General features: G+C 57.0%; 10 protein-coding genes. 8 read left to right on the forward strand and 2 right to left on the reverse strand.

Annotated features, from left to right (window positions below; genetic code table 11):
- Positions 1-83: 83 nt before the first annotated feature.
- The 6 genes from DSCA_RS23810 to DSCA_RS23835 all read left to right on the forward strand — a co-directional run bounded on the left by DSCA_RS23810 (position 84) and on the right by DSCA_RS23835 (position 20,181).
- Positions 84-10,124 (forward strand): BspA family leucine-rich repeat surface protein, encoded by a 10,041-nt coding sequence (locus tag DSCA_RS23810; RefSeq protein WP_155318820.1) that lies wholly within the window; start codon positions 84-86, stop codon positions 10,122-10,124.
- Positions 10,121-13,108 (forward strand): EAL domain-containing protein, encoded by a 2,988-nt coding sequence (locus DSCA_RS23815; RefSeq protein ID WP_155318821.1) that lies wholly within the window; start codon positions 10,121-10,123, stop codon positions 13,106-13,108. The genes DSCA_RS23810 and DSCA_RS23815 overlap by 4 nt, the downstream gene beginning before the upstream one ends.
- A gap of 23 nt (positions 13,109-13,131) precedes the next feature.
- Positions 13,132-14,145, forward strand: a complete 1,014-nt coding sequence (locus DSCA_RS23820; RefSeq protein ID WP_155318822.1) for an HDOD domain-containing protein — start codon at positions 13,132-13,134, stop codon at positions 14,143-14,145.
- A 124-nt stretch (positions 14,146-14,269) separates the two neighbouring features.
- Positions 14,270-16,159 carry a TolC family outer membrane protein gene (locus DSCA_RS23825; protein ID WP_167527934.1) on the forward strand — a complete coding sequence of 630 codons (1,890 nt, stop codon included), beginning with the start codon at positions 14,270-14,272 and terminating at the stop codon, positions 16,157-16,159.
- A gap of 398 nt (positions 16,160-16,557) precedes the next feature.
- Positions 16,558-17,559 (forward strand): TAXI family TRAP transporter solute-binding subunit, encoded by a 1,002-nt coding sequence (locus DSCA_RS23830; protein WP_155318824.1) that lies wholly within the window; start codon positions 16,558-16,560, stop codon positions 17,557-17,559.
- A gap of 183 nt (positions 17,560-17,742) precedes the next feature.
- Positions 17,743-20,181: a M14 family zinc carboxypeptidase gene (locus DSCA_RS23835; RefSeq protein ID WP_167527935.1), complete on the forward strand. Its 2,439-nt coding sequence runs from the start codon at positions 17,743-17,745 to the stop codon at positions 20,179-20,181.
- A 176-nt stretch (positions 20,182-20,357) separates the two neighbouring features.
- Here DSCA_RS23835 and DSCA_RS23840 read toward each other — a convergent pair whose 3' ends face one another.
- Positions 20,358-20,705, reverse strand: coding sequence for a hypothetical protein (locus DSCA_RS23840; RefSeq protein WP_155318826.1), 348 nt, complete (start codon positions 20,703-20,705; stop codon positions 20,358-20,360).
- 29 nt (positions 20,706-20,734) lie between these two features.
- Positions 20,735-21,217, reverse strand: coding sequence for an adenosine-specific kinase (locus DSCA_RS23845; RefSeq protein WP_155318827.1), 483 nt, complete (start codon positions 21,215-21,217; stop codon positions 20,735-20,737).
- A gap of 278 nt (positions 21,218-21,495) precedes the next feature.
- Between DSCA_RS23845 and DSCA_RS33010 the strand changes: the two genes are divergently transcribed.
- Both DSCA_RS33010 and DSCA_RS23850 read left to right on the forward strand, forming a co-directional pair.
- Positions 21,496-21,630, forward strand: a complete 135-nt coding sequence (locus DSCA_RS33010) for a hypothetical protein (RefSeq protein ID WP_269434613.1) — start codon at positions 21,496-21,498, stop codon at positions 21,628-21,630.
- Between the two features lie 278 nt (positions 21,631-21,908).
- The gene (locus DSCA_RS23850) at positions 21,909-22,388 is read left to right on the forward strand and encodes a MaoC family dehydratase (protein WP_155318828.1); all 480 of its coding nucleotides are present in this window, start codon (positions 21,909-21,911) and stop codon (positions 22,386-22,388) included.
- The last annotated feature ends 140 nt before the right edge of the window (positions 22,389-22,528 follow it).

A 22,528-nucleotide genomic window follows, 5' to 3' on the forward strand; every position in this document is an offset into this window, starting at 1 on the left:
TGAACAATTAGCGTTTTTGCCATTTGTAATTTATTTTTTCCGTTTTATCCGGATTAAGCAATACCGTTCAAAGGGAGCTACCCATGTTAACCAAACTCACCAACCTGTTCGGCCGGCGCAACGCCAGGAAGCATCCTGAAACGCTCCGCTACGAAGAGCTGGAACCGCGGGTGCTGTTTTCCGCCGACCTTGCCCCCGGGCCGGATACGCTGGCTGTTGAGGAACAAGTGGTAGCCGCAGAGGTAACCGAAGATACCCCCATCGAGAATCCCGCTGAGACGGAAACGGCCGAGCCGTCGGCTTTGCAGGCGGGCCTGGAGCTGGTTTTCGTCAACGATAACGTAGCCGGGTACGAGCAGTTGATTGCCAACCTGCAGCAAAGCGACGACACGCGGATCATTGATGTCGTCAAGCTCGACGCCGACCGCGACGGCATCGGGCAGGTCAGCGATATCCTGTCCGGCTATTCCGACCTGGCTGCCGTGCATTTCATCACCTATGGGGCCGACGGGCAGATCCAGTTGGGCAGCACCTGGTTGGACGGCACCGGCCTGAATCAAAACAGCGATGCCGTTGCCGGTTGGGGCGACGCTATGACCGACACCGGGGATATCCTCTTTTACGGCTGCAATTTCGCCGCCGGCAGTGATGGGCAGGGCCTGCTGAACACCATTGGTGCACTTAGCGGTGCTGATGTTGCCGCTTCGGACGACCTCACCGGCCATGCCTCCTTGGGAGGAGACTGGGATTTGGAATCCAAGGTCGGTGACGTGGAGACCGGGGTCATTGTCACCGACATTGCCCAGGACCAATGGGTGGGTGCTTTGGATACCACCACGATTACCGTGACCAATTTCGGTTTCGAACAGCCCAACACCGCTAAACAGAACGACTGGGAAAGCGTTCCCGGTTGGAGCAGCGATTCGGTGGCTTCCGCTTCGGGCGTGGAGGCCGTGGCTACCACCGAGGGAACCTGGCGAGGATACCTATGGAGCACCGATCCTTCCGTTTGGCAGTTGACCGACCATGACATTCTTGCCGGCAAGACCTATGAGCTGAACGTCGATTCAAAAATCAGCAGTGTGGCGGGCGAACTGACCATGCGCCTTTACTACGACGACGGCGGCACAAGAACCGAGATTGCCAGTCAAACGATCGACACCCTGGCAACCGACATCATGAACACCTGCACGATCTCTTTCGATTCGGATGATGTACCCGCCGCCATTGGGCAAAAACTCGGGATTGAATTCGAAAATACGGTTGGCACAAGCGGGTGGATCGGGCTGGACAATGTGCAGCTTGCTTATTCGGCAGCCAACAATGCCCCGGTACTGTCTGGCGCCAACAACCTGACGACCATCGACGAAGACGATTTCACCAACAGCGGCACCCTGGTTTCCGATCTTATCAGCGACCAGGTGACCGATGCAGACAGTGGTGCGTCCTTGGGCATTGCCGTGATCGCGGTCGACGACACCAACGGCACCTGGCAGTATACCACCGATGGCGGCAGCAACTGGTATGCCTTTGGTACGGTGGACGATGCTAACGCTCGCCTTCTCGCCGCCGATGCCAATACCTCTGTCCGTTTTGTTCCCGATGCCGACTGGAACGGCACAGTGACAAATGGCATCACATTCCACGCCTGGGACCAGACCAGCGGAACAGCCGGCGGCACGGCCGATCTCACCATGACCTACACGGTGCGCGACGAGTTTTCGACGGCTTCATACAGCAACAATGACGGTTCGGCCAGCTGGGCGTCCAGTTGGATCGAGGGTAATGATGACAATGTGGCCACGAGCGGGCTAGTTCGGATTACCGGTGACGCACTGCGTTTAGAAAGTGACGTCATCGATGCTGGCTCGGAGAGCGCACAACGTGCAGCGGACTTGTCCACAGCGACAAACGCCACCCTGACTTTCGACTTTGAAACAAATTTAAGTGTTGATCCCTCCGATTCGATCGTGCTCGAGATTTCGGACAACGGCGGTTCGAGTTGGTCCACTCTGGAGATCTTCACTGGTATCTCCGGCAGAAGTACCGGGTCACGCAGTTACGATATCAGCGCCTATGCCACGGCCGACACCCAGATCCGCCTGCGAATCGATAGCGGCTATAGGGGCTTTGCAGAATACTTCTTTGTGGATAACGTCCAGGTCGAATACACCGTTGTCATCAATGTTGGCGGCACGAGCGCCTTCAGCACGGCTACTGCCAGCAGCAGCGTCACCGTCAATTCTGTCAACGACGCGCCCGTTCTTCTCACCGGCAGTGTCGACAACCTGACCGTCAACGAGGATTCCGGATTGACCTCCCTCGGCCTTGGAAGCGTCACCTATGGCCCCGGTGGGGGCGGCAACGAAAGCAGCCAAACCCTGAGCTACGCGGTGACCGTCATCCCGCCGCCCAGCTTTGGCGATATTTTTCTTGCTGATGGTACCACGCGCGTAACGACCGGTTCCTATACCCTGGCCCAGATTCAGGGCATGCAGTTCAAACCGGCTGACGAGCAGAGCGGGTCGTCAGCCTTTCAGTTCAACGTAACCGACTCGGGCGGCACCACCAATGGCGGATCGGACAGCATATCCCAGTTCATGACCATTACGGTGGATGGGGTCAACGATGCGCCGACGTTTGACATGGGCACCTTTGATATTTCTTCGGCGACCGTTGCAGAGTCCTTCTCGGTCGGGGGGGAAGACGGGTTGCCGTATGGCCTGTCATTCAGCCCGGACGGGTCAACCCTGTTTGTGCTGGGCAACAGCAGCGACGCAATTTATGCCTATTCCCTGCCGGCGCCGTTTCAGCTGGTTGTGGCCGGTATGTCGGCCACCCATACGCAGACGCTGTCCATTGGAAGTGAAGAAGCCACACCTTTGGATTTCGCGTTCAACAACGATGGCAGCAAACTTTTCCTGATCGGCAATACGGATGATGCCGTTGTCGAGTATTCGCTTTCGGCCGCATTCGACCTGACAACAGCGACATACAGTGGGGCATTGGAAGAGTTCAACGTGGCGGCGCAAACCGGTTCACCGCAAACGGTCACTTTCAATGATGACGGCACCAAATTACTCATCTCCAACAGCAATGACGGTGTGTTTGGATATGATCTGTCCGTAGCATTCGATGTCTCCACAGCGGCTTACTCCGGTGAGACGACAACCCTGTCGGGTCCCACCGGCATTCGCGATATACAATTCAATTCGGATGGTACAAAATTATATGCCGTCGATTCCGGCCTCGCAACAATCTTTGAATATGATTTGAGCATTGCCTTTGATGTGTCGACGGCCGTTTATGCCGGCGTCGGTGAGGCCCTGAATGTCAGCGCTGCTGCAACGAATCCCCGGGCAATGGCCTTCAGTGATGATGGGTCACGTTTGTTCGTTGCGGACAGTGATGCCGAGGCCATCATCGCTTATGACCTGGCCACGATGAGTTCCTTAAACGGCAATGTATCTTTTACCGAAGGCGGGGCCGCAGTGGTGCTGGATGTGGATGCCCATATCAGCGACGCCGAGCTCGACGCCCTCAGCGGTGGCCTCGGCAACTATGCGGGTGCCAGCCTGACGCTGGTTCGCAACGGCGGGGCTTCGTCGGAGGATGTGTTCGCGTTCAACGACGGCAACGGTATTACCCTTAGCGGCGGCAACCTGAGCAACGCTTCCGGGATCATCGGCACCTTCGACATCACCACCACACCGGGTCAGCTGGTCATCAGCTTCTCCGACGCGGCCGAGATCCCGACCTCTGCGGACGTGGACAAGGTGCTCCAGCAGATAACCTATGCCAACAGTTCCGATGTACCACCGGTTTCAGTGCAGATCGACTGGACCTTTACTGATGGTAACACGGGCAGTCAGGGAACCGGCGGGGCGCAGCAGGCGACGGGCAGCACCGCCGTCACCATTACTGCCGTTGATGGTCATGCACCGGTTGCTGTCGATGATGCATTCACCATCTCAGCAGGTGTACCGATTACCGTTGACCCGCTTGCCAATGACAGCGATGTGGATGGCGATATCCTGACCGTCACCCAGATCATCGATACCACCAATGGCAATGCCGCAACCAATCTGGTCAATTCCGGCGATACGGCCACACTCGCATCTGGTACGGTTATCGAACTGCGCGCCGATGGCCGCCTCAAGGTAACTGCAACCAGCGCGGGCAGTGAAAGTTTTGACTATGTGGTGACAGACGATAAAGGCAACAGCGATACGGGAACTGTCGATCTGACAGTGGGCGATGACCAAGCGACGGCAGAAACGATTGGTTTTGTTACGACTTGGAATACCGAAAATTCCGGTGCATCTGATAACACTACGATTACCATTCCAATTGGCTCCGGCGATACAAACTTCATCGTTTATTGGGGGGATGGTTCTTCATCAACCCACAGCGCAGGGCCGGTCAGTCACACCTATGGCTCAGCAGGTGAATATACGGTAGCCATTGTGGGTGACTTGCCTGGTATCAACTTCGACGGCGGCGGTGATGGGGATAAGTTAACGTCGATCGAGCAATGGGGCAACATCGCGTGGCAGGATCTTGACGATGCCTTCGACGGGGCGAGTAATCTCGTTATCAATGCGACGGATGCCCCCGATCTATCCGGAATAACAGATCTCTCTGAAATGTTTAAGAACGCGACCAGCATCAATACAGATCTGAGCAATTGGGATACGTCCACTATTACCAATATGCAGAATATGTTCTATGGTGCCTCATCGTTTAATCAGAACATCAGCACATGGGATACGTCAAATGTCACTGATATGAGTGGCATGTTCTATGGTGCTTCATCCTTTAATCAAGACATCGGAGGGTGGGACACCTCCAGCGTTACAGATATGGACTTGCTGTTTCGTGACGCCAGTGCCTTCAACCAGGATATTGGCGGCTGGGACACCTCAAATGTCACCAGCATGGTACAGATGTTTATGGAGGCAACGACCTTTAATGCTGACATCAGCGGCTGGAATACCTCCAATGTCACGACTATGGAATCTATGTTCGAAAACGCCCAGGCTTTTAATCAGACCATCGGCGGCTGGGATACCTCCAGTGTCACGACTATGAGTAGAATTTTTGCGCTTGCTGATTCCTTCAATCAGAATATTGGGGCGTGGGATACCTCCAGTGTCACCGATATGCGGGATATGTTCTTGGATGCCGATGTATTTAACCAGGATATTGGGGCGTGGGATACTTCCAGTGTCACCAGTATGCATGGCATGTTTGCCCGTGCCTATGCCTTTAACCAGGATATTGGCGCCTGGGATACCTCCAATGTTACGACGATGCAGTCTACATTCTGGGCTGCCATTGCTTTTAACCAGGATATTGGGGGGTGGGACACCTCTAGTGTTACGACGATGAGAAATATGTTCCGGTCCGCCTATGCCTTTGATCAGGACATTGGCAGCTGGGTTGTCAATAACGTAACGGATATGAACTACATGTTGAGGTCTTCAGGTTTGTCGATCGCTAATTATGATGCAACCTTGATCGGTTGGGCGAGTCAAGATGTGCAGACCGGTGTGACGCTGGGCGCGACCGGCCTGGAATACAGTGGAAACGGTATCGCGGCCGTCAACACCTTAACCACTACTTATGGCTGGTCCATTATCGGCCACACGTTGACGAACACTGCGCCAACATACGATGGCACCCTCGATGGCAATCCAAACTATGTCGAAAATGGCGCTGCGGTGGCGCTGGATGCAGACATCAACATCAGCGACGCCGAACTCGATGCCTTCAACGGCGGCCTGGGCAACTATGCCGGTTCCAGCCTGACCCTATTGCGCAACGGCGGCGCCAGCAGCGATGATGTCTTCAGCTTCAACGATGGCAACGGCATTACCTTGAGCGGCGGCAACCTGATCAAGAACAGCCAGGTTATTGCCAGTTTCGACGTCACCACCACCGCCGGAGAAGTGGTGATCACCTTTACCGATGCCAACGTCGAAATTCCCACCTCGGCAGATGTGGACAATATTCTGCGCCAGGTCACCTATGCCAACAGTTCCGATGCACCACCGGCTTCAGTGCAGATCGATTGGACCTTTACCGATGGCAACACAGGCAGTCAGGGCACTGGCGGTGCGCTGCAGGCTGTCGGCAGCACCACGGTGAGCATTACCCCCGTCAACGATCCGCCGGTGATTGGCGGAGTCGATACCGGCAGCGTCACCGAGGACGTGGATCCGGACGCGGATGGCCTGCTGGAGAGCGGCGCCGCCCTTACCATTGCCGACCCGGATACCGGCCAATCCAGCTTCGTGGCCGAAACCGTCTCCGGCGCCTACGGCAGCCTGACCATCGATGCCGCCGGCAACTGGCGCTACGCGGCGGACAACACCCAGGCCGCCATCCAGCAGTTGGATGCCGGCCAGAGCGTCACCGACACCCTGACCGTGACCACGGCCGACGGCACCACCCAGACCGTCACCATCACCATCAGCGGGGCCGAAGATTCGCCTTTCGTTGCCAATGTCATTGCCGACCAGAGTGCGGCCGAAGGCGTCGCTTTCAACTTCACTTTTGCGGCCGACACATACAATGATGTCGATGTGTCGGACAGCCTGACATACACGGCCACCCTGGACGACGACTCCGTCCTTCCTGCCTGGCTGGGCTTCGATGGGACCACGCGCACCTTTTCCGGTACACCGGCCGGTACGGATGTCGGAACGATCAGCGTCAAGGTGACGGCAGACGACGGAAGCAGCGCGGCTTTTGATATCTTTGACATCGTCGTCAATCCCAATAATGTGCCCGTGATCGGCGGCCTCGACACCGGCAGTGTCACCGAGGACGTCGATCCCGATGCCGACAGCCTGCTGGAGGCTGCCGGTGCCCTGACCATCGCCGATGCGGATGCGGGCGAATCCAGCTTCGTTGCCGAAACCATCACCGGCGCCTACGGCGATCTGACCATCGACGCGGCCGGCAACTGGAGTTACCGTGCCGACAACTCACAGGCGGCCATTCAGCAGCTGGATGCCGGCGAAAGCGTCAGCGACACCCTGACGGTGATCACCGCCGACGGATCGACCCATGATGTCACCATCACAATCAACGGCACCGAAGATGCGCCCATTGCCCGGCCCGAGGGTGTTTATCTTACCTTCGACGGCGACGATTTCATCCAGGTTGCCGACGACCCCAGCCTGCAGATGACCGACAATGTCACCATGGAGGCCTGGATCAATCACAGCGGCAGCGGCACGGGCACCCAGATCATCGTCAACAAGGAAGGGGAGTATGAGATGGGGGTTGTCGCCGATACGGGTGAGATCATCCATGCCATCGCCGACGCCTCATCGAACTGGACATGGCACTATACCGGCCACTTCGTGACAGCGGGGGAATGGACCCATGTCGCCGTCACCTTCGATGGACCGGCCGGCGAGATCAATACCTATGTCAACGGCGCACTGGTGGATACCTGCAGCCAGCCCGGCCCCATGGGTGATGTCTATACAGCATACAACGATCTTTTTATCGGTGGTCGTGAAAATGCTACCACCCAGCGGTTTCAGGGTCAGATCGATGACGTCCGGATCTGGGGGACCACCCGGTCCCAGGCAGAGATCCAGGCGACCATGAACGGGCCTTTGACGGGTCTGGAAGCCGGTCTGGCCGGCAACTGGCGGTTAAACGAAGGCAGCGGGGGAATCGTCGTCGACGGGTCAACCAACGGCAACAACGGCGTCCCCGGCGGAATGGAGGGGCTTGCTGCCACCCCGACCTATCAAGGCTATATCACGAACGAAGATACACGGCTCACCATTCCCGCAGGGTCGGGGGTGCTGGCCAATGATGTCGATGCCGATGGTGATTCCCTGTCCGTGACCAACCTGAATACCACGAGAATGCGGGGAACCCTGATTTTGAACGCCGCCGACGGCAGCTTTACCTATGACCCGCGCGGTGTATTCGATTCGCTGCGCGCCGGCGAGCATCTGGTCGAGACCTTCACCTACACGGCCAACGACGGTTCCGCCGACAGCATCCCGGTCACGGTGAGCATCACCGTAACGGGGGTCAACGATGCACCGGTGGCAGTGGCCAACAGTTTCACGGTGGGTGAGGGTGGCACCACCAACCTGAACCTGGCCGGCAACGACAGCGATGCCGACAACGGCCTGGACCTGACGCGTATCACCATCGTCTCCGGTCCCGCCAATGGCACCATCGACGCCATCAACGCCGACGGCACCGTCGATTATACCCACAATGGCAGTGAAACGGCGGTCGACAGCTTTACCTACACGATCGATGATGGCAGTGGTGTGGTTTCCAACACGGTCACCGTTACATTGACCATCACGCCCCAAAATGACCCGCCGGTGGTCAGCGCCCCGGCAAGCGCGCTGAGCGCCACCGAACATGTCAACCTGTCCATTCACGGAACAGGCTTCGGCGTCACCGACGCCGATGACGCCGGCAGCGGTGGTACGGCCACACTTAGGGTTGGCGAGGGCGCCCTGACCGTTTCAGCAGGTGATTCGGGCGTGACCATCGACAGCGGTAACGACACGGCAACGGTTGTGCTCAGCGGTACCATTGCCCGGATCAACAACCTGCTCTCCGGCGGCGGTACCGGCACCATCTCCTATCTGAACAGCAGCGGCACCCCCTCGGCCTCGACCACCATCATTGTGACGGTCAACGACCAGGGTAGCACCGGCACCGATCCGGGGACCAGCGGCGACGGCAGTTCAGAAGAAGGCCGCGCCAGCCAGACCATCAATATCACGGCGGTCAATGACCCCGCCACGGTCAGCAGCGCCAGTCAGGCCCTGACCGAGACCGATGCGGCGCTTACTGCCAGCGGAACCCTCACCAGCACGGACGTGGATAACCCGGACGATGCCTTTACGGCCGACACCATTGTGGGCACCATCGGTACTTGCACCATCGATTCGGCCGGGGTCTGGTCCTTTACCGCCAACAGCGCCTTCGACAGCCTGAACGTCGGGGACAACGTCAGCGAGACATTCACCGTCACCAGTATTGACGGCACCGCCAGCACGGTCACGGTTCAGATCAACGGCACCAACGATGTGCCAGCCTTTGATTCAGCCGCGATTACCGGCGCCACCCAGGACCTGCCATACAGCGACACAATTGCAACCAGCGATGTGGACGGCGACGACCTGACCATCAGCGCCACCACCCTGCCGGCCTGGCTGACCATGGTGGACAACGGAGACGGTACCGCCACCCTGTCGGGTACTCCGTCCCAGGCGGAGATCGGCAATCACGACGTGGAGCTGGCCGTCTCCGACGGCTTTCTCGCCGGTACGCAGCGTTTTTCCGTCCAGGTGGCCGGCACGAGTGAGCCAGACCCAGACCAGGACGCCAACAGTGGTTCCGGGCAGGATTTCGAAGATTCCGACACAGATGAAGAAGATGGCCCGGTCATCCAGGATCCGTCAGACCAGGCGCCTGTCGATCCCCAGATTGAAGATGATCCGGTTTTGCCGACTGACGACAATTTGACGCCCGATGATTCTTCAGACGTGGCCAATCCGTCGCCGGGAACGCCGGGTCCGAAAGCTGAAAACCCGGAGAAAATTATTTTCCTGACCGATGAAAACGATTCGGGCCAACGGTCTGAAAGCCGCAGGGACGATCGTGCCTTCACCTATTTCGACAACGATCTGTACAAAGATATCGCTGCTGAAAATTATTTGCCTTTCAATGACCAGGCGGCTGAACATACCCCGGTGAACTATGAACTGGCAGATATGGACGGCATAGATTTTGCTGATAACGCTTGGGAGCAGTTTGTTGACAATCCGGATTACGATCTGCTGCGAGAGGAAATCGACGGGACATTCAGATCGGAGCAAGAGGCCAATGCGTTAAAAACGAAAATCGTCACCGCATCCATGACGACCTTCACCGTCGGTATCGTCAGTTACCTGTTGCGGGCCGGATCCATGGTTGCCAGCATGATGTCGACACTGCCGCTCTGGCGCGGCTTTGACCCGATTATCATTCTGTCCGGGAAGAAAAAAGATAAAAAAGGCAAGGATGAGATGGCCGAGGGCACGGAACAGCGACCGGAAACCATTTTCGACAGCGAAACGGAATGATTTTTAAATCGCCCGCCATACGGCTCAGCTTCGCACTGGCGATACTGACGGTCAACCTGCTGTTTCTGGCCGATCTGATCGGACTCGTTCCCGACGGGACCGATTCGGCCTTGGAACTGCGCAAGGGGCTCAGCGAGTCCCTGGCATTCCAATTTGCTGCCGCCGCCCGGAAAAATGATTTTCAAACCATCCGGAACACGCTTCGGGGGGTGGTGGAACGTAACGATGACATCCGCTCTGCTGCCATTCGCACCGAAGATGGCGAGTTGATCGCCCTTGCGGGTGAGCACCTGGGCCACTGGATGCCTCCGGCCGACGGCAAATCGACGCCCACCCACATCAACGTGCCCGTGTATCGAAATGATGCCAAATGGGCAACGGTGGAAATCCGCTTTGCCCCGTTCTGGGCGGGCAGCCTGGCATCCGGGTTTGGCGGTTCTTTCGCCTGGCTGCTGGTGTTCGTCGGGCTGAGCTGTTTTCTCTGCTATTTTTTAGTGATCAAACGGACCCTGCGCGAACTCGATCCGACCGCGGTGATTCCCCGACGGGTGCAAAAAGCCTTCGATGTGCTTCACGAAGGGGTAATGATGCTGGACAGAAAGGAACAAATCGTGATGGCGAATGCATCCTTTGCGAGTCTGTTCGGCAAATTCCCCACGGAACTGGTCGGCCTGAAAGGGTCGGAACTGGGCTGGCTGGATTGCCGAACTCCGAGGCAGGTCAGCCAACTGCCCTGGTTCAAGGTGCTGAAAGAGAATCAGGACCACCAGGGCGCCCTGTTGAGCCTTAAGAACAATAAAGGCACCACTACCAAGCTGGCGGTCGCTGCCGCCATGGTAACCGACAATGGCGGCAAGTGTCGCGGCGCCCTGGTCACCTTTGACGATATCACCCAATTGGAGGAAAAAAATTTCGAGCTGAGCGCCATGCTTGAAAATCTTCAGCTGGCCAACGATGAAATCAAATCCAAAAGCCAGGAACTGGAAATTCTGGCCAATTGCGATCCCCTGACCCTGTGCCTGAACCGACGCTCGCTGGCGTCTAAATTTGACGGACTGTTTGCCCGGGCCAAGGCAAGCGAGGCCAATCTGTCCTGCATCATGGTGGATATCGATTTTTTCAAATCGGTCAATGACAATTATGGTCATTCAACCGGGGATCAGGTGATCAAGGCAGTTGCCGATGTTCTGAAAACCGGAACCCGTGATAACGACCTGGTCGGGCGCTATGGCGGCGAAGAGTTCTGCGTGGTCCTGCCCAGCCTGAACCTCGACATGGCCGTCAAGATTGCCGAGCGGATTCGTCAGACCCTTGAAAAGCGATCCTGTTCGGGGGTCAACATTACCATCAGCCTGGGCGTTTCTTCCCTGGGTTCAGACACCAACAAACCGGACGAGTTGATCGACCAGGCTGACAAAGCCCTTTATGCAGCAAAAAAAAGCGGAAGGAATCGGGTTGTCGCCTGGGGGAAAGACTTAAACCTGGGTGCCGCAGGTCATGGCGGGGCGCAGAACCGGCAACCGATGCCTCAGTCGAGCCTGCCGGCAGGGGCCGAACCCGATCCTGATCACAGCCGGCTGCAGCAACGGGTGCAGGAGCTCGAGGGCCTGCTGGAAAAACGCACCCTCGAGCTGGAACACTATGACATGTACGATTTCAAAACCGGTTTGCCGACCCGTTCCCTGTTCGATGATCGGATCGGCCATGAGATCGCCAGGGCCAGGCGGGCGAACTATCTGGTTGCGGTATTGTCAATGACCATCGACACGATCAAACGGGTTCACGAAACACTCGGATACAGGGCTGCCGAACAATTGGTGAAAGCCTGCGGCCAACGCTTGAATGATGTCTTACGTGAGAATATCGACACGGTTGCCGTCATCGATAATTACAACGGCATGTCGACGGTCTCGCTGGTCAACCAGACGGATTTCGGTATCCTGCTGACCGATATCAGGCAGGTCGACCATGTGACCTGGGTGATGAAACGCCTGCTGGACACCTTTGAAAAACCGTTCACGATCAAGGGGAACGAAATTTATGCATCCGTCTATTTCGGGGTCAGTATTTTTCCCCACGATGGACGGACGGTGGACCAGTTGTACAGCAGTGCGACCAATGCCTGCAGTTATGCAAAAAAACTCAATGGCAAGGACCGTTATCTGTTTGCTTCGCAGAACCTGAACGATATGGCGGCCAGCCAGCTGAAGATTGAAAACCGACTGCATGAAGCCATCGCTAACGATGAACTGCGGCTGCACTACCAGCCAAAGATCGAATCGGCAACAGGGCGGATCGCCGGTTTCGAGGCGCTGCTGCGCTGGCAGAGTGCCGAACTGGGGGCTGTCCCTCCGGATCAATTCATTCCGGTCGCCGAACAGTCCGGCCAGATTGACAGGATCGGCGACTGGGTGATCCACAGGGTTTGCCGGCAGCTTCGAACGTGGATGGATATGGGGCTGGCGGTCAGTCCGGTCGCGGTCAACATTTCGGGGGTTCAATTGCGCCGGATGAATCTGGTCGGTCGGATCCGGAACATTCTGGATGAATTCAACATCGACACCGGTCTGCTTGAAATCGAACTGACGGAAAGCTCGTTGGTCAATACCACTGACCAGTCGATTGCCGTTTTGAAAAAGATCAGGGAGATGGGACTTCGGGTAAGCATGGACGATTTTGGAACCGGGTACTCTTCGCTCGCCTATCTGAAGAATATCCCCCTGTCCTGCCTGAAAATAGACAGGGCCTTTATATCCGATATCAACAAAAATGAAACCGCCGACAAGCTGATCGCATCGATCGTTTCCATGGCTCATGGGCTGGGGCTCGAGGTCGTCGCGGAGGGGGTTGAAGAAAAACATCAGGCTGACCACCTGACAGCCCTGGGCTGTGAATACCTGCAGGGCTATTATTTCGGCCGTGCGGTGCCTCACCATGAGGCTGCGGGCCTGTTACAAAAACAACCGATGACGATGACGGGGTAGTGCTGTAAAGCTGAGACTTGAAATTGGAAAATAGAAATTGGGGAGAAATAAAACGCTTTTACGCATTGGATGCTAACAAAATGGCCATGGGGCCACAGGAAATTGATTGCGTTCATCTATCTTACAGAAGCATGACAGTCAAATTTCCAATTTCTAATTTCATTTCCCGGTTTAACCGGGTTCGTTCGCAAGAAAGGCAGGCCGTGTTCAAAAAAGTTGCACAATCCGCACAACTGGTGTCCTTGCCGGACATCTATCTGAAGTTGAAAGAACTGATCGACGACCCGGATTATACCATGGCGGAAGTCGCCCTTCTGGTAGGGCGTGATCCGGGTATGGCCGCGCGCTTTCTGCGGGTCGTCAACAGTCCCCTGAACCGAAGGGCGGTCAAAATCGAAACCGTCAGTCATGCCGTCAGTCTGCTGGGAATTCGCCAGGTGCATGATATTGTTCTTACTGCTTCGGTCGCCGAAGCTTTTTCCGGCATCCAGACGGATGTGATGAATATGAAAAAATTCTGGCAGGGTAGTTTTTACTGTGCCGTGATGACCAAACGACTTGCTCTTGAATGCGGGATAATGGACACTGACCGGCTGTTCGTGATAGGTCTGTTGCACGACATCGGCCATTTGTTCATGTACTTGTCGATTCCTGAAGCGGCTCAGCAGGCTGTATTGACCGCCAGAGATCTGGATCGTCCGCTGTACCAGGTGGAAAGGGAACAACTCGGGTTCGATTACGCCAGATTGGGGGGCGTGGTCATGAAGCAGTGGGATCTGCCCAAAATCTTTCAGGTCATCACCTTCTTTCACCCTGAACCGGGCCAAGCCGATCGGTTCACCGAGGAAACTGCGTTGCTGCATCTCAGCGCTCTGCTGGTGATGTCCGACCTGGAAAACGGTGACTTCGGGAAGGGCGCATTTTCTGTCGACCCTTCGGCCATGCAGACAGCCGGTCTGACTGAAGAACAGTGTCTTGATCTGAGGCGCACGGCGGCAAGTGAGTTTGCTGAAGTTTCAGACAGCCTTTTTCTATAGCAGCGAATAGATCGTATTTTGTCTGGTTGTGATAGGCCTTGCCATGACAGTAGCAAAACTTATATTCTTCCTGACTTTTTTTTCCTGTTGGATTGCGCCTGTTCCGTCAATTGCATCCGCTCGGGTGACAACGCTATTCCAGTCGGTTGAGCAGGCGCTCAAATTCAGCCCGCAGCTGCAGGCAGTGGCCCATTACCATGATGCGGCCGAGTACGACCTTAAAAAAGCCCGGGCACGGTATCGCCCTTCCGTTGATCTCATGCTCGGTTATGGCCTGGAGCAGCACAGTGACAGCGTTACCCGGCTGCCCGAGGCCGATCCCTCCGACAGCGATTGGGATTCCCGGGGAGACGCCTCGCTCCGGTTGACCCAGAATGTGTGGGACGGGGGAGAAACCCGCCATCAGGTTTCCATCCAGAAGGCACTGCTGGATTCAGCCGATTTCGACGTTCTTGAATCCACCCAGTCCATTGCTCTGGATGCGATCAATGCTCACCTCGAGGTTTACCTGCAGCGGGAGCTGGTCGCCCTTGCAGAAAATGATCTCGAGGTTCACCAGGACATTTACCGGGGGCTTTCCGAGATCGAGCGGGCGGGGACCGGGAACATTGCCGATGTTACCCAGACCCGGGCCCGTCTGGCGCGCGCCCGGTCAATCCTGATCATCAGCAAGGGCGATCTCGACAGTGCTGTGGCCAACTATGAGCGCGTGACGGGCACGAAACCGGGAACGGTGGCATTTGCCGATGTACCGGATACGATGCCGATTTCCCTGAAGGAGGCATTGACGTGGACGGAAGAGAAAAATCCAGGGCTGCTGGCCATTAACGCCAGTCTCAAGGAGGCCGAAGCAAGAGTGGGCCTGGCCCGCTCCGCATACAAACCCAAACTCAATGTCGAGTTGAGCAGCCGATACTACGATCAGCTGGATGGGGATCCCTCCTGGCAGCACACCAACGATGCCATGCTGGTTCTGCGGTGGAACCTGTTTAACGGGGGGCAGGACCGGGAAGCGGCCAACGCGGCCCTGTCGAGGAAGTATCAACGCCGCTCGACCCGGGATGACAGGCTGATTGAATTGAAAGAATCGACCGCTGCCGCCTGGGCCGAATACCTTTCCCTGAAAAGCCAGAAGACGGCCTACCGGGAAGCGGTGGCCTCGAGCGAAAAGACCTTCGATGCCTACCTGCAGCAATACAGCGTGTCGCGGCGAAGTCTTCTCGATGTGTTGAATGCCGAGAAAGAATACTTCCAGTCTGCCCGTCAACTGGTTTCCGTCATTGTCCGTGAAATCCTTACGGCTTATCGCATTTTGAATCTGGGCGGGTCACTGCAGGTCGTTGAGCATCCGGGAGATCCGGACACGGCTGCCGAACTCAGCCGACTGTCCCAGGCCATCGGTTTTCCCGATGCGGCGCAATCGACGCCCTTCCAGCCCCGGTCGCAAGCCTTTACCGCCATTGACACAACGCCTTCCGACCGGCCCGATGCAGCCACTGAAAAAGACCCTTTCGCCATGCAGGAAGAGGCGGCAACAACTTCTTCAGCCGACCGCGATACCCTTTTTTCGATAGCGATCGGTCCCTGCACCAATGAGCGGTTGGTGGAACAGGTCAGCGAGATGCTGCACAACCGTGGGTTGGAGGCCCGGCAGACTCCGGGAACCGGCACCGTGAGGTTCACGCGACTGCTGGAGGGCGTGTACTTTCCTGAAGCGGCCTACGCACGCCTGGAAGCGGTTAAACAAGTGGCCGATGCCTTTGTCCTGCCGGAAGCCGGCAAGCTTGCCATCTATGTCGGTTCCTTTCAGAATCACGAAGCGGCCATTCGCCATGCGCAGGTGCTTGCCGGGAAAAATATCGCGGTGACCCCGGTTGCGGCCCAAATCGAAAGACAGGGCACGATGCTGGTTGTCCGGCGGGTTGACCGGGAAACCGCCGAGTCCATTTCCAGACAGGTGTCGCGCATCGGGCTGAGCGCAACCGTCACCGGGCCGGATTTTATCGAGGACTGATTCGCTCCCTTGCCGGGCTTTTCCACAGCCGGCGGGCAACCTTTTCCCTGGCCCAGGTGCCACCGCCGGTATCCTTAACTCACCGTTAAATTTCTCACCCGGGGGCGCCCACCAAAGGGTGGGGCATAAAAAGGTGATCGTGAGCGGGCGGGCGCCGGGTTTTGAACCTGCCTTGACAACCCCGTCTGACCTGAACTAATAATCATCAGTTGCTCAGTTTTGATTCGTTCCCCCCCCGTATCCCGAATTGCACCTGACCGCTCCGGACTGTCCAAGTCGTTTCTACCCGCGGCATTGATAACCGGACGCAAATCAAATCTGAGCCTAATCTCGCCCCTTTTCCATTTTCCCTACATAATGTTCCGAAAACATTTTCGCCTGTCGAGGAAAACAGTGCGATGCGAATCACGTTAATGATCAAACGGCTGTTTATCACGTGCCTGGCTGTTCTTGCCGGCCTGCCTGTGCTGCCGGCTAACGCTGAATCCACCCATGTAACCATGGGCGGCAAGGGTATTTCCGACCCCTATTTCCCGACTGCCGGCACCATAGCAACATCGGTCAATCAGACACGCACCATTCATGGGTTCCGTGTCACGGTGAAATCGAGACGCGAATCGATTTCCGTCATCAATGCCGTCATTTCCGGTGACCTCGACTTTGGCGTGGTCCACGGGCGGCGGATATTCCAGGCCTGCAACGGCCTGGTGGGATGGGAAGGGCGGCCCCAGAGCGAGCTGCGCAGTGTCTTCACCGTTCAAGCGGAACAGGTTGCGCTGATTACCCTGGCTGGATCGGGCATCCGGACGATCAAAGACCTCGAGGGCCGGCGTGTGTTCACCGGCGGTGTGCGCTCCGACCTGCGTGATACCGTCATGGATATTCTCAAGGCGGCCGGAATTGACCCCCATCGTGGGATAAGGGCGACCGGTGCTGCGGCCGAAGAAGCACCCGGACTGATGATGGATGCTTCAATCGACGCTTTTTTTTATCTGATGGGAACCACGAACAGGGCCTTTTGGGAATTGGTCTCGACGGCTGAGGCCGTGCGCCTGGTTCCCGTCTCCGGTTCGGGCATCGACGAAATGACGGAAGCGGATCCGTTCTATGAAAAGTCGATCATCCGACTGAAGCACTTTCCGTATTTTGCGAATACATCCGATGTTGACACCATCGGCGTCAAAGCTGGGCTGGTAACCGCGGCCCGGGTCCCTGACAAGATTGTCCATACCCTTATCCGGGAGGTGTTCAACCGTGTTGATGAAGTTAAAAAAAGGCAACCGGCGGCGGTGGTGATGACAAGAGCGGCGATGGCTGAGGGTATGGTTGCGCCGGTCCACCCGGGCGCCGAAACGTTTTATCGGCAGTCGGGTATCGCCCATAGCCTTCTACGCCCGTAATACCCTGCGCCGCGGACATTTCGGGTGCGCAGGAGATCATCGCATGGATGTATAGATAAGAGCGGTTGGAAAGGAGGTGAACAAGGCATCATGCAACAGTGACTGGGGAATTGCCATTCGTTTTTGAATCGGCCTGTCTGCCTTGCACACTAAGGTGACCCGCGGAAAAGGAGGAGCATGACGATGAACGTTTTTAAATTCAAGCGGCCATTTTTATTCTGCTGTCTGCTGGCCATTACCCTGCTGGCCATGCCTGCCACGGCCATGGCCAAACACAACCACCAGGACAAAACCCCCGACTGGTGTTTTGTCGATCCGGAAGAGGAGGTTCCCTCCGAGTCATATGATTCGATACTCTATTCGGATATCGCACCGCGCCTGTGTGAAATTCAACGGACCAGCGACCGGGTCAGGGTCGAGGTCATCGGCCAGTCGGCCGGCGGCCGCAACCTGTTCCTGGCCACGGTTACCGACCCGATGGATAAAAAGAGAAAAAGGCACAAGGACAAGGGGCGCCACAAGGACCTGCGCAAGTTGATGATCAGGGATCCCGAAAAGGCCCTGGCCCTGATCGAGGAGTACGACGATTTCAACGTCCCGGTGTTCATCAACTGCAGCATTCACGGCGATGAGTATCCTGGTACCGACGCATGCATGCGGTTGATCGAAACCCTGGCCTACGACGATTCCGAAGAGGTCCAGGCCATCCTCGACAATACCATTTTATTGTTCAACGTGGTGCAGAATCCCGACGGACGGGTAATGGGCACCCGCAGGAATGCCAACGACATCGACATCAACCGGGATATGATCACTCAGAGCCAGCCGGAAACCCGGGCCACGGTGAGCGTGATTACCGAGTGGAATCCCATGGTCTTCCTGGATCTGCACGACGATGTCCAGCCCATGCTGATCGAACCCTGCACCCCGCCGCACAACCCCAACTATGAATACGACCTCTACCTGACCTGGTCCTGGGAACTGGCCCTGGCCATGGAGGCCGAACTGCTCTTGCAAAAAGAGCTCGACAATCTCTACTATCCCTACGACACCGCCCGCATCCCCTACCGCGACTGGGACCTCGGCTGGGATGACTGGCCGCCGATCTACGCGGCCATGTACCCGATCTACCACGGCGCCTACGGCCACACCATCGAGACCTGGTCGGAAGCGATCCACGGTGTAGACGCTGACTACGCGGTGGTCTGGGGCGCCCTCAACTACACGGTCGCCAACAAAAAAGAGATGGTCGCAGACCAGATCGAAGTCTTCCGGCGCGGTGCATTGGACCTGCCCCAGATGTTGATTCCCGATTACTTGCTGGAGGAGACCCCCTGGGATCAGTACAACGAACTGACCATCCAGGAGTTTCCGGCGGCCTATGTGATCCCCGCCGGTCCGCCATACCAACCCAGCACGCATCAGGCGGCACGCCTGGTTGACTTCCTGCTGTTCAACGATGTCCAGGTGGAGGCGGCCCAGCGAAGTTTCTGGTTGAAAGGCGAGAAATATCCCAAAGGCACTTACGTCGTCTGGATGGATCAGCCCAAGCGCGGCATGGCCAACACCATCCTGGACCCCGGCCTCGACCTGTCCTACATCGAGGGCCTCTATTTTTATTCGCCGCCCTCGGTCTGGAGCCACCCCTATCTGTGGGGGGCCTATCGGGCGGTGATGGAGGACCCGATCCCCATCCGAACCAGGAAGATCAAAAAGGCGAAGGCGGTCAAGGGGTCTGTCGAGCGGGGTAAGGCCGGCGCCATTGCCTTTCTGCCCACCAGCCTGGCCGCCTTCCAGGCCACCAACGACCTGCTGGCACAAGGTGCCACCCTGTACCGCGCAGAAGCGGCCTTTGAGGATGGCGGCGAGATGATCGGTGCCGGCGCCGTCATCATGAAGGCGGGCAAATGGAAGGCCCGCCAGTTGGCAAGAGAATACGGGCTGGACGTGTTGACCCTCAAGAAAATGCCTGAAGACCTGACCCGACTGCAACAGCGGCGGATTGCCGTATACGGTGATGGCGGCATCAGGAACTGCCTGGACCGCTTGGGTTTCGCCTATGATTTGGTTTCCGAGGAAGATCTGGATGCCGGTATGATCAGCGGCTATGACCTTTTCATCAACGACAGCCTGCGATGGACCCGGTTAAGCCCGGAGGGACAGGCTGCTATGACGGCTTGGTTCGATGCCGGTGGCGACTACATCGGGCTTTCCTACCGCGGCAGGCCCATTCAATTTGCCATTGACGCCGGGATTGCCGACGTTGCCTATGACTATGTCTCCGGCAATGCCATCGTCAATGTGGACTACGATCCGGACGATTCGGTGGCTGCCGGATTCCGTGCAGACGGATACGCCTTTGTCTACTATCCGGGTTGGTTCAGCGACCTGGGGGAGGGGGTCAAGGTGGCCGCCACGCTCGATCCTGGCGAGAATCTTCTGCTTTCCGGTTTCTGGCCGGAGTGGAAGACCAGCGGCGCCAACGGCCAGCCGGTGATCGTTCACCAGACCACCGACACACGGGACGTGACCCTGATCGGCATCGATGCCACCTTCCGCGGGCACCCGGAGAACGCTTTCCGGATCGTGGGCAACGCCATCTACGACGGTCTGGAAAATTGATCGGTCGCGCCGATCACCGGTTCATTCCGGAATGAGAGACGTGCAGCTCCAACCGCCGGCACCGGCCTTGATCATTTCGGGCCGGTGCCGGCACGATCGATGCGCCGCCCGTGCTGAGGCACCCCAGCCTCTGATGGTCAGGCCCCGGTTCACAGGCGGACCGGGATCTGCCGGTGTCACTCGAAAAGGCTCAGCTGCCCGCCGGTAACGATTTTAAAGGCTTCGTTTTTGTGGGTGACCTCGGCGGGGGTGAGCGTTCGCGACAACCCGACGCGGCCCTGTCCCGCCAGAACGCCGGCGGCAAACCCCTGCCGGAACCCGCGGCGAAACGATGTCAGGCGCAGGCGATCCATCTGCTGGATCAATCGCTCCACCTTTTCCGCCTTTTGAAGTATCTCTTCCTCTTCAAGCGCATTTTCCAGGGCATCGGCCACAAAATCGGCAAATCGGATGCCATTGCGGTCACAATGCCGGCGAAGGCTTTCGTAGCGTTCGGGGTCGATGGCAATGGTCGGTGAGGTCATTGGCAATCTCGGCATCTTCCGGGCTCAGGTCACTGCTTGTAGCCGATGGTTCTCAGGAAGGATTTGCGCTTGGCAATGTCATCTTCTCCTTCGATGCCCTTGGACGCAAACCCGTCGATCACCCCCATGATGCCGCGACCCAGTTCCGTTTCCGCGACGACGACCTCCACCGGGTTGGCCGTGGCGCAGAAGATGCGGCAAACCTCCGGTACGGTCTTGATCGTATTGAGGATGTTGACGGGAAACATGTCGCGCATGAAAATGATGAAACTGTGTCCCGCCCCCAGACGCATCGCGTTTTCCCGGGCCAGGGCGGTCAGTTCGTCGTCCGTGCCGGTATGACGGACCAGACAGACGTCGGAGGCTTCGCAAAACGCCAGCCCGAATTTGGCGCCCGGTACGGTGTTCACCATGGCTTCGTAAAGATCCTCGACGGTTTTGATGAAATGGGACTGCCCCAGGATGAAATTGAGCTGCTCGGGGTTGTCGATCGCTACGGTATTAAGTTCCACGGCATCCTCCCTGTAATGGTGACGTATATGCTGTCAAGCGGTCCATCGCTTTCGCCGACAGCCTGATTCAGACGCTTTCAAGAGAAATCTTAAGTGATTTCCTTTTAAACCTCAAGCCGGGATTCGCAGGCGAATGGTAGCTTTTACCTGTCACCATGCAGCCAGGCGGCTCACATTGCATATCACCGGCAATGTTGTACTTTACTTTCAGTACGAACGGAAACGGATGACAAGGGTCATCCAACGTCAACAGACATTAAAAACACATAGGTGATATCATGGCCGAAAATAATACTCAGGACTACTTTGACGATAAAAGCGAAGGACATGTGGATACCCGTGAAGCCAATTTCCAGTGTGAGAATCCCGACAAGCACCTGGGTTGTGACCTGGGCATCGACGTAATGGGTTAGTTTGGCGGCAGAGCTTCGAGAGCAAGGCAACAGGGTTAAAATCCGCCGGCCAAGGCGGTTGTAAAAAGGCAGAGCCTCTAACGGGGCTCTGCCTTTTTGGGTTAATCGGAGCGGTGATGCGGTGAACCGAGAACTGAGAGCCCGAGCCTCTACCCTCAATACCTGCATTGCTTAATTGATATTTGTTGACACCCCCTTTGGTGCTTAATAAGAAAACAGACCGATTGGTTTTTCAGATGAACCGTCTGCCCCGCAGGACCACGATAGGAGAAATAGAAATGACCGAAAGCCGTTTCAGCACCGCACCGCAGGAGCGATACCTGGAAGACTATGTCGAAGGCGCCGTCCATGAGTTCGGGCCGGTGTCCGTCTCCGAGGCGGAGATCATCCGGTTCGCCAGGCAGTTCGACCCCCAGCTGTTTCACACCGATCCGATCGAAGCCGGGAAGACGGTCTACGGCGGCCTCATCGCCAGCGGCTGGCACACCTGCAGCCTGTTCATGCGGCTGTTTGTGGAACACTACCTGCCGGGCCCGGCCAGCCTGGGAAGCCCGGGGGTGGACCAACTGCGCTGGCTCAAACCGGTGCGTCCCGGTGATACGCTCACCCTGCGCATCACCGTGGACCGGGTGACGCCTTCCCGCAGTAAACCCGACCGGGGCGTGCTGTTTTCCTTCTGCGAGATGCTCAACCAGGGTCGCGACGTCGTGGCCACCATGATGGCCATGAATTTGATCCGCTATCGTGGGGGGCGGTGAAAAGTGAACAGTGAGGGGTGAACGGTTACTGCCAAGGCAAAAAACGATTCCGCCACGGAACACACTGAATACACGGAAAGGTTTTTGAATGTTTAATCCGTGTAATCCGTGTTTCCCGTGGTTATCATCAGAAAATGCTG

The sequence above is a fragment of the Desulfosarcina alkanivorans genome (assembly GCF_009688945.1).
GTDB classification, from domain to species: Bacteria; Desulfobacterota; Desulfobacteria; order Desulfobacterales; family Desulfosarcinaceae; genus Desulfosarcina; species Desulfosarcina alkanivorans.